This is a genomic window from Paenarthrobacter sp. R1 (assembly GCF_030264015.1).
GTDB lineage: Bacteria > Actinomycetota > Actinomycetes > Actinomycetales > Micrococcaceae > Arthrobacter > Arthrobacter ureafaciens.
In genome coordinates this window covers 2673543-2686581 of sequence record NZ_CP127115.1, presented here as the reverse complement: position 1 = coordinate 2686581, position 13039 = coordinate 2673543, and the positions used below count along the sequence as shown (strand labels likewise).

Sequence of the window (13039 nt, the reverse complement as noted above, 5' to 3'; positions counted from 1 at the left end):
GTTGGTCCGGATGGAGTCGAGGGTGGAGTTGTTTGCGCGGATCCGACGGGATGCCCGGGTTGAGGGTTTGTCGGTGCGCGCATTGGCGGCAAGGCATAAGGTCCATCGCAGAACCGTGCGGCAGGCGTTAGAGGCTGCGATTCCTCCGGATCGGAAACCGCGGCGCGGTGTTGCTTGGCGGCTGGAACCGTTCAAGACCGCCATTGACCAGATGCTTGTCGATGACACGGCTGCTCCACGGAAACAGCGGCATACAGCCCGAAGGATACTGGCGCGGCTGATTGAGGAGCGCGGAGCGACAGAGCTGTCGTATTCGACGGTGAGGGATTACGTGAGGGTGCGCCGGGCCCAGATCGATCTGGAAGCCGGCCGCAGGGTCGAAGTCTTTGTCCCTCAGGAACACGCACCGGGCGCCGAAGCGGAGGTCGATTTCGGTGAGGTCTTTGTCGTGCTCAATGGTGTGAAGACCAAGTGCCACATGTTTGTGTTCCGGCTCTCCCATTCCGGCAAAGCCATCCACCGGGTCTACCCTACCCAAGCCCAAGAAGCTTTCTTGGAAGGCCATATCGAGGCGTTCAAGGAGATCGGCGGTATTCCGGTCAAACACATCCGCTACGACAACCTCACCAGCGCCGTAACCTCGGTGTTGTTCGGGCAGGGCAGGAACCGGCATGAAAACGACCGCTGGGTGCTATTCCGCTCCCACTACGGGTTTGACGCTTTTTACTGCCAACCAGGGATCGCCGGCGCTCATGAGAAGGGCGGGGTCGAGGGCGAGGTGGGATGGTTCCGTCGGAACCGGCTCACGCCGATGCCTGTGGCTGCGTCCCTGGAGGAGCTAAACGACCGGATCAGAGGTTGGGAGTCCAAAGATGAGGACCGGAGGATCAACGACAGGATCCGTACCATCGGCCAAGACTATGCGGCAGAACGGCCCTGCTTGGGGCCGTTGCCCGTGGAAGAGTTTGATCCCGGGCTGGCATTGAACCCACGCGTTGATCGTTCATCAATGGTCACCGTTCGTATGGTGAAGTACTCCGTTCCGGCGCGGTTCATCGGACGGCAGGTCCGGGTCTCGTTGCGGGCATCCGACGTCGTGGTTTTTGACGGACGCGTGGTGGTGGCCAGGCACCAACGGCTCGCGGCCCGGACGGGGTGCTCGGTCCAGCTGGACCACTATCTGGAGGTCTTGAAGACCAAGCCCGGCGCGCTTCCCGGGTCTACCGCCCTGGCCAAAGCGAGGGAATCAGGTGCGTTCACTAGCGCCCATGAAGCGTTCTGGGCTGCCTCGCGCAAGGTCAACGGCGATGCCGACGGGACCAGGGAACTGATCGATGTCCTGTTGCTGCACCGCTGCATGGATCCCAATGATGTTAAAGCTGGGATCGTCGCCGCCCTTGGCGTTGGGGCCGTCAGCGCCGACGTCGTCGCGGTAGAGGCCCGGCGCCACGCCGCCGCAGCCCCATCGGGTGGGGCCAGCTCGGATCGCCATCCCGGTGAACACGCTGACGTGAAAATGCAACGAGTTGTCAGCCTGACTCAGCGCCGGCTGACCGATCCGGCAGCCGTTATCGCAGGATTGCCACGGGATACCCGGCCTTTGCCCTCGGTCAATGCCTATGACGAGTTGCTGGCCAAGCGCAGTCAACACACCACCGATAAGGAAACGGCATCGAAGGAGAACATCTCATGAGCCCAACAGCCCCGGCGGCCACGATCACACCAACGCTGCGCCGACGGCGTGGCCTGACCGAACAAGCCGCCATCGCCGCCGTGGATCAGGCTTGCCGCAGGCTCCGGCTACCCACCGTCCGCGCGGTCCTGAACGAGGCTCTTGCCGTGGCCGGGAAAGAACAACTCACCTATCAGGGCTTCCTGGCCGAGCTGCTACTGGCAGAATGCGATGACCGTGACCGGCGCTCGTCCATCCGAAGGGTGAAGGCCGCGAACTTCCCGCGGAACAAGTGGCTCGGTGACTTCGATTTCGATGCCAACTCGAACATCAACCCCGCGACAATTCACACGCTCGCAACCGGGGACTGGATCCGCAAAGGCGCACCCCTATGTCTGATCGGGGATTCGGGAACCGGAAAATCTCACCTGCTGATCGGGCTCGGCACGGCGGCCGCTGAACAGGGCTACCGCGTCCGATACACCCTTGCAACAAGGCTCGTAAATGAACTCGTCGAAGCTGCGGACGAGAAGATGCTTGCCAAGACCATCGCCCGTTACGGCAGGGTCGATCTGCTCTGCATCGACGAGCTGGGATACATGGAACTGGACCGCCGGGGCGCCGAACTACTCTTCCAGGTCCTGACCGAACGCGAAGAGAAAAACTCAATCGCCATTGCCTCCAACGAGTCGTTCTCGGGTTGGACGAAGACCTTTACGGACCCTCGGCTCTGCGCCGCAATCGTGGACCGGCTGACCTTCAACGGAACCATCATCGAAACTGGCACCGACTCTTATCGGCTAGCCCATACCATCGCCCAACAAGTGCCTTCGTCAGTCTGATTGGAGCCAACCTGGACGGTTAGGGACAGCTGCCGCAAAGGAGCGCCGCCTCGGCCCAGATGTAGAGGAAACGGGGTAGCCGGCCCGGTGTCCAGGGGTGGATACTCACGTCAAGAGCTTCGTTCTTTTTGGGTGCGTCGTTCGGGGCGGCTTTGCCGACAGTGCGTTGACCGATGACAGTTGTGCCGTCTTCCGCCTTCATAAGACTGTTTCATTTCCGCCTCATTGCCCCTGTCAGGGGCCATTGCCCAAAGGCCATCAAGGCATTAGCCTTGCTCCATCCAATGGATTTACTCTCTCTGGGGGCAGAAGTAATGCATGGCAAATGGAAAATTGCGCTAACAGCCGTAGCCGTTGCTGGCGTCGGTGTAGCCGCTGTTGCTGCGTCATCACCGTCTGAACACGCTGTCGGAAAAGCAGCGGACATCGTTCCCGCGATGGCATCCCAACAGCAATTGTCAGACCGTTTACCCGAGTCCGCTGCCAAGACGTTTTCGTCAACCGGCATCGATCCGGCATCCGTACGGTTGGTGGGCAAAACCACCAATCTTCAATACTTTGCGGCCGCCATGGGAAGCGATCAGATCTGCATCGTCACGGTCGGACAGGACGGCTCCGGTCAAATGATGGGCTGCACCTTCGTCAAGGGATTCGAAGGATATGGCCTCCGCGTGGCCAACCCCGACAAAAGCGAAGAAGCGTGGCTTGTAGTCCCGGGCAGCACTCAAGCTGCTGCAGCCAGCGACCCCGAAAAATGGGACGCTACCGCTCCGAATTTTCTCGTGAAGGGAAGCACCCGCTAACCCGAGGGCGTGCCTGAACACAGGCCGGCCGAATTCGACCCTTCGAACACTCACGTCAGAATTGGATGGGACCCGACATGCACGTCGTAAAACGCGCCTCACTAACCCTTCTCGCCGTAACAGCACTGGTGCTTGGCTCCAGCCAGGCCGCGAATGCCTGGGGCAGCAACAGCTGGTACGTTCAACCAACAAACTGCAACCCAGGAACGTTCTACGGAACCAGCTGGTACGACTTCCCGAATGGCTTAGCTAAAGCTCAAACTTCCGAAAGCGGTAATTACTGCTGGTTTGGAAACGTCAAAGTCACCAGTGCAGTCCGTGACAATTGGGGCAACGGCTACGGGTGGAGCTCGGCAGCGAACTTCACCCAGACCTACTTTCCCACATCTTATGGAGGGTCATGGGGTGGCATCCACGCCTGGGGAGACTCCGGCGGTCGCCTGACCTAAGTCCTGGATTAGGGCCGGGCGACCGATTCGGAAACCCGGCCCTCGCCAAGGAATCCTCGCCGTGCTCTGATGAGTAGTGATGACGGGTTCGCACAAGGGAGCAGACATGAACGGGAATCTTGAACCGTTGTTTCGGGCGGATCCCGCGCCGAGACCGGTGAAGGGCATTCTCCTGGGCTTCACGGCCGCCCTATGCTGGTGGATTGGTATCGCCGGGACGGCGAACAACTCCGGCGGCACCCCATACCTCGTAGTCCCTGCCCTGGTCACTGCATTAGCGTTTGTAGTTGTGCGCCGAGAACGGAACGCTCGGGGCAGATACTTCAAGACCCCGCCAATCCGCAGGCATCGCTTCGCTTTGCCCCGCGCCCGGGCCATGATCGCAATCCTTTGCGGGTTTACGGCCCTGCTATCTTGGTGGATCGCCATAGTTGCGTTCGTTGTCAGCGGTGGCGACATCCAGGCCATCATGGTCTTTCTCTTCGTCCCCGTCGCAAGCACTATAGGGACGTTCTTTGCTGCCCGTAGCGCTGGGTGGATGGGTAAAGGCAACCACTGCTAGTCCGCGCCCCGTCCCCACAAGCTGGGCCTTCTCATACACGGCCGCCCTCGATGCCACGCCCAAACCATCAGACCGATCGCTTCCCCCAACCGGTTCTACACTCGTGGGGTCGGCAGGGGCCGACAAAGGATGCCGGATCAATCCACGGCCGTTACACGGCCGGGCAATGGCCGGTCTCCGTTTCCGTCAATCAGCCATCCTTCCGTCTCCGACCCGCATGCAGCCAAAGAAACCCAGGACACTGGGGCGGCACTTCGAATCTAAGATTGCCCAATCCTCAAGCTGGGGCCAGAAATAGCCGTCCTACCGGGGCCATTTTTAGTTGACATATTCATCACGGCCCGTTTCGCATCACACCAGCAGTATCCCTTCACTCGAAACAACTGAAAGGATCCCTCAGTGCTCCATGTTCAAATTGACCGCGTGAACTCAGATGCCGAGCGATCGGAAATCGAGGCGTTCTTCACCTCTCACATCCACGATGTCAACCGGTTCCCCTTGATGGCCCGGGCGATTGATCCCCTTAAGGGGTTTCCGTCATACATCCTCACCGTTCGGGACGCTGTCGGCTTAATCGGGGCCCTTCATGCGGGCGCGGCAGCGGAGCAAATATGGGCCTATGTCAGTCATGGACTTCCAGCTTCGGAAGTCAGCCAAGGCATCAGGGATCACGCCATGATCTATAGCCTGGCGGTCCGCGAAGACTGTCGACGGAAGGGGGTCGCCCGTACTCTGGTCAAGGAGCTGCTCACCCAACTTCAGGGATTCAAGCGTCTCTATGGCGTGACCGAGCCGGAGTCGGCCTCGTTTTACCGGGCGTGCGGCTTCAGCGTGCTTCCGCCTGGCGCAGAGATTCAGCTGATGATTGGCCGGGCGCAGGTGAATATTCCGCTGGCGGGCAAAGGGTCCTGGTTCAGCATGGTGTTCTGAGCAGGCCGTTCTAGTCCTTGGGGCCCGATGGAAATGACGGAACACCCAGGGAGACCTGCCTGGCCATGCGGGCCAGCTTCTCCCGTGCAGCGTTTAGGCTGATGTCGATACCTTCGAGTTCGCCTAGCCACCCTCGTTGTTCGGCTTCCATCTTCCGGTCTTCTAGGGCTTCGATGAGTTCCTTGAGTCGTGGGCGTTGTGCGGGGTCGGGTCGGAGTACCGGGCATCGGATGCAGGCGTGTTCGTGGATGCAGGGTGTGTTGTAGGCACGTCCGCAGCTACCGAGCTCGACCTTTCGCTTCTTGAAATGCTCGTGGAATTCGTTGATTTCGGCCTCGGTGGGTTCGAGGTAATCCTCGGCAGGACGGAGGGCGCGCCGCCTATCGAGGAAGCCTCTGAAATGCCGGTGGGTGTCCTCGTCGTGAACGGCGGCATAACCCTGCGTTGTGGAGATGTTTTGATGCCCCATGAGCTTGGCCAGGATATGGATCGGAAGGCCGGCGGCGAGGGCTGATGTGGCGAAAAGTCTGCGGAAATCGTGGGGTGTGAACTTGTACTCATCACCGTTCTCGTCCCTGAGACCGGATCTGTTGATTGCGTCCTTGATGGCGATTCTGGCCCACTCCGGTGACATGGTTCGGCGTTCACTGCCGCACCTGAGCTGAAACAGGTGTGGGAGAGGCTGGCTGTACGTGCGCTCGGCTGAGTCGTAGCGCACCGCAAGAGGGACGCGTCCGTCAGGTGTCGAGACGCGCCTCTTAACCTGGGCAAAGACGTGAGCGAGTTCCGGAGAGATCAGCAGTATTCGTTCCCTGTCCGTCTTCGAGGGAACGATCTGCAGCAGAGGCAGTGCCTCGCCGGTGTCCGGGAGCCTATAAATGGAAAAAGCATGCGTAGTGATCTCCACGAGCTCTTCGATTCGCACGCCGGTCTCATTGAGCGTGTTGGTCAGGGCCCAACTCCAGAAACAGCTCTCTTCCCGCTGGGTGAGGTCGACCCGACGTTCGAACTCTCCACCTGTTACCCATACCCGCCCGGAGCCGCGAGGCCAGCTTTTTCTGCTTCGACTCATCTCCCGGCGGCGATAGGTCACCCCTTGGTGCTCGAACTCCTGCCCTTGCTCCACCGCCATGGCGGCGGCCAGGATTGCCTGAGCATCTTTGAGCTCCTTGTCAGTGCTCTCGAGGAGTCTTGGCAGTATCGGGCTCAGATCGCGGATCCGTTGGTGGATACGGGCCTGGGTTCGTCGCTTGTTCTTGTTGGCACCGGCCGTATCCTCCCGGGTCAGGAAAGGAGGCGCCGCCCATTCAGCCCAGTAGGCATCGTCCGTGGCCCAGGCCGCAATATCCAGGTAAAGACCCCTGACCATGAAAAGGGTGCGGTGTTTGGTCGTGATCGAGCCCTGCATAAAGCGGCTAAGCCAGGCGCGTCCCTCTTCGAAACTCAACCGGAGGCTGTTCGCTCCCGGGTTGTGGGCTTCGACATCGAGCCAGAAATTCTTCACCAGCTCGTAGACCATCCAGCGAAGGGTGGAGTAGTCCACCGAAATCTCTCTGGTCTTGAGGTATCGCACCAGCATGTCTCGAACCGGCTGGCTTTGGATCCCGTAGGAGTCAACCATCTCCTCAACACCTGGACGCTTCACTGCGACCAGTTGCAACAGTCCAGGGATCGAGGAATCAAAGACTCCAAGGTCCTTGAGCATCGACCAGACATACGTCAGACCATCGGGCTTTTGCTTACGTTCGAGCTGGTATTCCCTGTAGTCAAGCAAGTGTTCGGGCCGGAGATCATTCACAGAGAGCCCGGTGTGCGCCAAGACCTTTGTCATAACGGTGAGGCCGTTACCGACGTTGGACTGTCGGACATCCAATCCGGACCCGTGCTCTTTCATTCGAGCGAAGAATTCCGGGTTCCTGTTTTCTCGGATGCGGTGGAACCTGGGTCTGGCGTTCCGAAGCCATGTGTAGCTCGGCCGGATCACGTCCAACGCGATGAGATCCGCGATTCCGTTGGCCGATTCAAACCTGGCCCTGTTCAGACGGATGCCCTTCCAAGGGCTCCCAAGCTGGTCCTTCCAGTCATTTCCTGGGTCCTGGCAGTCAGCGTTTTCCCACCGTTGCTGCCACGTCTGTCCTTCGAATTCGGTCAAGGCGGTCAAGATAGTGCGGACTCCGCGGAGCGATACTTCGTCGGCGCCAGCCAGCCTCTCAGCCTGTTGCAGCAGCTCTGCCTGCGAGAGTAGCGACCGGCGCGGAACAGGGTCGTGTGGTTCGTGGGCTGGTTCCGTTGTCGGCGGTGCAGGCAGCGGGCGGACGTAGTCTCGGACTATTGCCATGTGGTTCCTCCGAAGAGTTCAGTCATGTCCTCTGCTGAATACGAGGAGTGCTGTTCCACCCCGACGTCAGGGCTATCGTCTGCTGTGGTTCTTGCGACTAAGTGCTTGTTGACTCGTTCGATCACTTCATCGTCCCGGAGCCGCAGATACGTTTCGGTGGAAGTGATGTGGACGTGCCCCAAGACGGACTGGACGTCCGTGAGTGAAAGATTGGGATCGCGTGCCATGCGGATGGCAGCGGTATGTCGAAAGTCGTGGAGAGTCCAGTTGGCGCCCAGCATCGTATTTATTCTGCGAATGATGCCCCGCGCTGCTTCATAGTTCAGTGGCCGGAAGGGCTTTCGAAGGGTCCACCACGCAGAAGCTGCAGATTTGGTGAGATCGGGGGGCAGGGACTCTTGGTATAGCCGGAACCATGTGAAAGCTTCCTGCGAAGCGGGGATGCGTTGGATTGCTCCGCTTCCTTTACGTACTACCGAAATGCATTGTTGTCCAACATCGACCATTCCGTTCGTTAGACCGACCAGTTCGGATGGCCGGGCGGCACTGGAGACATAGAAAGCAACCAAGGCCCTGTCTCTGTCGGATCCCAACGCGTGAAAAAGGTTTTCAAAAGCTTCATCGGGAATAGACCGAGGTGCCTGCACGGGGACCTTTTGCCGGTAATGAGCCCGCGGCCCTTGTTGGAAGGCATTTTCAGGATTGTGGTGAGCTCCGAAACGCCCATGCGGTCCCATTCGTTCTGGCACCGGATTCACCAGAGGGCCCGTTAGGGCTCGCAAGTGGAAGTCATAGAACGCGCTGAGCACGGACAGATTGTGATTGATAGTCCGCGGCGAATACCGGTCTGTTAAATACGGCTTGCCGGAGACTTCGTTGAAGGCCGGCACTGGCCGCCGCCTGCCCACGTCCTTCGATGCTTCACGTAAGGAAGCCACGAAATCACGGACATCATCACGGCTAACAGGATTCCAGACCTTGCCCGTAGCCCAAAGAAAACGGAACCACCGCAGAAGATCCCGCGCATAGGACTCAACACTGGCAGAACTCATTCCCCTGGCCCAGAAGTCCTTCAGGTAATGTTCCACGCTCCGTATTGGGGCACCGTCGGGCCCCACGACTTGCCAGTACGGCGCGGCAGGGATCGCTTTTACAGCCCCTTTAGGACGTGCCTCGTCGGATCCGTCTTGCGTCTTAGTGGCCATACCGGGCGACTCCAAGTGTCCGTTGGTGGTCCGAGATTAACCAACCCGCTTAGTCCGGTCAACATACCCCCATGCCGTGAGCTGGGTGAGGTAGTAGCGGTTACTGCTGTTGCTACTCCGCCAGCTCGTGCGGTCGATGTTTGCCTCGTAGGCGGTGATCATCATGGCGAGGGTGACCGTTTCGGGTTTGGTGGTGGGCTTGTCCACGTAGGCTGTGAACTCGCCATACCCGGTGCCGGTGCCCAGCAGTTCGGCCGTGAGTTCGGTCTTGTTCAGGGCCTTGGTCAGGATGTAGCTGGCGTAGGCAATGGTGTGGGCGATGAACTTCTGGGCGTTCTTTGGCAGGGCCTTGCGTGCCAGCAGGGTTTTGACGAATTCCCTGCGTACCACCTCGGCTTCTCTGCACTTTGCAAGTGAAGGCGGCAATGTCCTGAAATTGCACCACCGGGGGCGGAGACGGCATAGAATCCAGAAGTCGCGCTGTCGCCCGCTTATATAGGGCAGCGTTCTGAGGGGGCCAGATGTCTGTCTTTGATTTCGATGCAGGTCGCGGAGTGCCGTCGCCCGTCGTTCCTCGAAAGAGGCGTCGTTGGCCGGCGATCGTGTCGATTATCGCTCTTTCGTTAGTAGCTGTCGTTTTGGGGGTTGGGTTCGCTTATGCAACTCATTCCGCTGTGGAATGGCGGGATGCTGCGGTGAGCTCGGACAAGGCTTTGGACGAGATGACCACTCAACGTGATGATGCCCGAGCTGAAGCGGAAGACCTGCGGGGGCGGCTGGACAAAGTGACCGCTGATTTCGATGCTTCCACCGAACGGATCCGTTCCCTGTCGAATGAGAAGGCACAGGCTGGCGACAGCTTTGCCGTTGCCGCCACGTTGGTCGCCAAATCGCAGAACGTCACGGCAAGTATGGACGCTTGCATCAAGGATCTGCAGAAGCTGCAAACGTACCTGGTCAATTTTGACTCCTATGAACCGTCATCCCTTCTGTCCTATGCCCGTCAGATCAACGACGGGTGCAACAAGGCCAGAACCGATAGTGACAACCTTTCCAAGGAATTGGCCCGCTGATGGCTCGGCGGTTATCCCGTTCGTGGGGGCTGACGCTATTGCTGCTGGCTGTGCTGGGCCTGGCCTCGTGTGGAATGCCACCAGCTCCCCCAGCCTCCAAGGTCAGCGCGACGCCGTCTGGGGCATCGAGCCCCACGCCCAGCAGTGTGAGTATGCCAACGCCGACGGGAGGTTTCAGCCCTTATGAACGCGCTGCGCTGCGGGTTCGCAACGTGGGCTGCGGCAGTGTGTCCAGTGGCTCTGGTTTCGCGATCTCCGAGCATGTCTTTGTGACCAACCGTCACGTGATAGGCGGTGCTGCGATCCTTCAGGTCAGCACGTTTGATGGCCATGACATATCCGTCACGGCGACCGGTTCGGTCGCTGTCGCTGATCTGGCGCTGGTATGGACCAAGGAATCCCTCCCCGCTTGGCTGCCCCTTGCCAGCAGCGATCCGTCCACCGGGTCGCGGGTCACGGCGGTTGGATACCCTCTTGGTGGTCCGCTGACGACAACGCGTGGGAAGGTCCTTGGTTACGGGGCTGATCCCGTGGGCTGGTCGTCGCTGCCCATGTTGGTCAATGACGCACCGATTGAGCACGGTAGCTCGGGAAGCCCGCTAATCAATGATCGCGGTCAAATAGTCGGAGTTGTTTATGCATCCGACGGGGACCGGTTCGCTGTCCCTGTGAGTGTGTTGCGTAAAGCTCTGGATAATCCGTCGGGTATTTCGAGTGCCTCCTCCTGCGACGGGGTCCTCTAGCCCTGGGTGAACTGTCAGGCCGCTCTCAGGACTTCGGGACTGTTGGAATGCCAAGATGGGCTGCTCCATTTCCGCTCCGTGCTTGTACTGCTGTTCGTTTGTCTCCAAGGAATTTGAGGGTCAGATCAATGCCTTCAAGCTCCCCCAGCCAGCCCCTGGTTTCGGCAAGTTCTCGTCGTGCCGTGAGGTCTTCCTGTATTTCGTCAAGGCGCTGGAGCATGCGGGGGTCGACGTGAAGCATGGGGCAGCGAATGCAGGCGTGTTCGTGTTCGCAGGGGGTGGCGTAAGGTCGTCCGCAGTTGCCGAGTTCTACTTTGCGTTTGTCGAAGTGTTCCTCGAATTCGGCCCATTCGGCTTCAGTCGGCGCTTTGTATTCCCGGGGCGGCCGGGCGGCACGGCGATCGGCGAGGTGTTTCTGGTAGTGCCGGACGACGTCTTCGCGGAAGACTGTGACGTAGCCGTGGGTGGTTTGTATGTCGAGGTGTCCCAGGAGTGCAGCGCCGATGTGAATGGGCAGTCCATTGTTGACCAGGTCTGTGGCCAGCAGGCGGCGGAAGTCGTGCGGTGTGAAGCGGGTGCCCGCGAGTTCGGGGTGTTCGATGGCAATGGCATCGCTGAGTTTGGCCAGCGCAGTGCGGAGCGTTCCGGCGTTGAACACTTCGGTGCGTTGGCCGATGGTGCGTTGAAAGAGGAACGGCAGTGGTTCACTGGTGATACGTTCCGATCGGTTGAACCGGGTTGCCAGGGGCACGCTTTCCCTGTTTCTGGTCAGGCGCCGGATGATGGTGGCGATGACGTGGAAGAGCTCCGGGCTCGTGGGAATGACCCGTTCCCGGTCCGTCTTCGATGGTGCAACCACCAAGAGGGCCACCACTTCGCCGTTTGGGCGAATGTACTGACGGATGCTCAGCTGCGACAGATCAAGCAGTTCGTCGCAACGAAGACCTGTATGCCTCAGGGTTTCAACGGCGGCCCACTGCCAGAAGGCGGCATCCTCGGTGAAAGTCACGTTGATCTTGCAGTTGGTGGACAGATCCATGACGCGCACGTTGGCGGTTCCGTGGAAGCGGAGATGTCTGGCGTCTCCCTCGGCGAAAAGCCGTTGATACTGCTTTGTTCCGACGGTAATGATCTGGTCTTTGCTGGCCTCCCCGGCAGTTGCCAAGAGTTCGTGGAAGTGGTCCTTGCGTTCTGTCGCGGCAGCGACAAAGGCCGGAAGTGCGGGCTGGAGGAGGCGGATTCGTGCATCCATCCGTTCTTTTGCGCGGCGGGCTATTTTGCCCCGCGTGCGGGTTGCTCTGTCAGCGATCGGGCACGGTGCCACCCAGTGGGCCCAGCGTTCTGGTTCTTCGATCGCCCAGCCCTGGATATCGAGGTAGAACGCCCTAACATTGGTCAGCACGGCCTCGACGTGAAGGCGGGGTTTCCCGTCTTTGCGGACTGAGACCGCGGCCCGCCAGATCTCGTAGTCTTCTTGTGAAATGGCAAAATTCGACTGGTCAGGGTTGATCTGTTGGAGCCCGGCCCAGAACCGTCCGCAAATGTCTGCAGCGAGGTCCCGCAAGGTGCCGTAGTCGATGTCGTGGCTGCGCCTGGTGAGGTAAGCGATGAGAACGTCGCGAATCTCGAACCTGGTGATGGCGTATTTGTCGACCAGCTCAGCAGGCGTCTGAGCTGGGGCGCGCATGGCTGCGCGAAGAGTTGCCGGGACTTGAGCGGGAAAGTGCCCGGATTCGGACATGACCCGCCAGGCAAGGTATCCGACGTGCGTCTCGTAGCCGCGGCCCCAACCGCCTTCACGCGTGGCTATGGCGTAGTGCAGGAACGCCTCAGCGGTCAGGTCCGCGAAGCGGATCCCCTGGGTAGTCAGCGCCGCGGCCACATCCATCCGTGCGCAGCGTTTGAAGTGGCCGGAGGTGTCTTGCTCTTCGACCAGGGCAAGGAAACGGTCAAGATCCGGATCTTTTTGCGCTTGGGCGAAATGCTCGTGGTAGCGGTAGAAGGAGTTGATCTTGAAGGCTGCCAGCGAAGGCCTGATGACACGCAGACAGCACAGCAGCATCAAGGAATGCCCGAGTTCACCATCCAGGCGGAAGTTTCCCGTGGTCAGCTCACGGATCTTGCGGCTGCCGTCGTTGAACCCGGAGGCTACCCATTTCTCCTGCCAGGTCCGTCCCGAGTGCCTTACGAGGTAGGACAGCAGCCATTTCAGCCCATGGTGGCGCAGTGATTCACGCGGCTGCTTGCGGGGCCAGATCGAGTCGACCAAGGCGATGAGGGTCTCGGGGCTCGCCATATCCAGGTCCTCACCAAGCCATGGTGGCTTTTCAGGAGCCGGGGCCGGGGCCGCGATGATGACGGTTTCGTTCCGGGTTCTGCCTGGCACTGCCACGTTCATTGGCCGCTGCCGGGGCCGTTTGAG

At 59.8% G+C, this 13039-nt stretch carries 12 protein-coding genes; 8 read left to right on the top strand and 4 right to left on the bottom strand.

Annotation, left to right across the window (positions count from 1 at the left end; all coding sequences use genetic code 11):
* Positions 1-10 precede the first annotated feature (10 nt).
* From istA to QN084_RS13050, 6 genes are all read left to right on the top strand, one after another.
* Positions 11-1693, top strand: coding sequence for an IS21 family transposase (istA, locus tag QN084_RS13075; protein ID WP_069695247.1), 1683 nt, complete (start codon positions 11-13; stop codon positions 1691-1693).
* Positions 1690-2514 carry an IS21-like element helper ATPase IstB gene (gene istB, locus QN084_RS13070; RefSeq protein WP_069695248.1) on the top strand — a complete coding sequence of 275 codons (825 nt, stop codon included), beginning with the start codon at positions 1690-1692 and terminating at the stop codon, positions 2512-2514. The genes istA and istB overlap by 4 nt, the downstream gene beginning before the upstream one ends.
* 173 nt (positions 2515-2687) lie before the next feature.
* Positions 2688-3317 (top strand): hypothetical protein, encoded by a 630-nt coding sequence (locus tag QN084_RS13065; protein ID WP_139126780.1) that lies wholly within the window; start codon positions 2688-2690, stop codon positions 3315-3317.
* 65 nt (positions 3318-3382) lie between these two features.
* Entirely contained in the window at positions 3383-3766 is a 384-nt protein-coding gene (locus QN084_RS13060; RefSeq protein WP_139128007.1) for a hypothetical protein, read from the top strand.
* A gap of 106 nt (positions 3767-3872) precedes the next feature.
* Positions 3873-4328: a hypothetical protein gene (locus QN084_RS13055; protein WP_139126782.1), complete on the top strand. Its 456-nt coding sequence runs from the start codon at positions 3873-3875 to the stop codon at positions 4326-4328.
* 423 nt (positions 4329-4751) lie between these two features.
* Positions 4752-5258: a GNAT family N-acetyltransferase gene (locus QN084_RS13050; protein ID WP_139126783.1), complete on the top strand. Its 507-nt coding sequence runs from the start codon at positions 4752-4754 to the stop codon at positions 5256-5258.
* Between the two features lie 10 nt (positions 5259-5268).
* Here QN084_RS13050 and QN084_RS13045 read toward each other — a convergent pair whose 3' ends face one another.
* The 3 genes from QN084_RS13045 to QN084_RS13035 all read right to left on the bottom strand — a co-directional run bounded on the left by QN084_RS13045 (position 5269) and on the right by QN084_RS13035 (position 9191).
* On the bottom strand, positions 5269-7242 hold the full coding sequence (locus QN084_RS13045) for a tyrosine-type recombinase/integrase (protein WP_285751788.1): 1974 nt from the start codon (positions 7240-7242) through the stop codon (positions 5269-5271).
* Between the two features lie 344 nt (positions 7243-7586).
* Positions 7587-8684 carry a tyrosine-type recombinase/integrase gene (locus QN084_RS13040; protein WP_166842607.1) on the bottom strand — a complete coding sequence of 366 codons (1098 nt, stop codon included), beginning with the start codon at positions 8682-8684 and terminating at the stop codon, positions 7587-7589.
* A gap of 153 nt (positions 8685-8837) precedes the next feature.
* On the bottom strand, positions 8838-9191 hold the full coding sequence (locus QN084_RS13035; protein ID WP_069695254.1) for a hypothetical protein: 354 nt from the start codon (positions 9189-9191) through the stop codon (positions 8838-8840).
* Between the two features lie 131 nt (positions 9192-9322).
* Here QN084_RS13035 and QN084_RS13030 point away from each other — a divergent pair, with 131 nt between their 5' ends.
* Positions 9323-9874 (top strand): hypothetical protein, encoded by a 552-nt coding sequence (locus tag QN084_RS13030; RefSeq protein WP_139126784.1) that lies wholly within the window; start codon positions 9323-9325, stop codon positions 9872-9874.
* Positions 9874-10617 carry a trypsin-like peptidase domain-containing protein gene (locus tag QN084_RS24070; protein WP_083261847.1) on the top strand — a complete coding sequence of 248 codons (744 nt, stop codon included), beginning with the start codon at positions 9874-9876 and terminating at the stop codon, positions 10615-10617. The genes QN084_RS13030 and QN084_RS24070 overlap by 1 nt, the downstream gene beginning before the upstream one ends.
* A gap of 25 nt (positions 10618-10642) precedes the next feature.
* Here the strand turns inward: QN084_RS24070 and QN084_RS13025 are convergent, their stop codons facing one another.
* Positions 10643-13003, bottom strand: coding sequence for a tyrosine-type recombinase/integrase (locus QN084_RS13025; RefSeq protein ID WP_170828537.1), 2361 nt, complete (start codon positions 13001-13003; stop codon positions 10643-10645).
* Positions 13004-13039 lie beyond the last annotated feature (36 nt).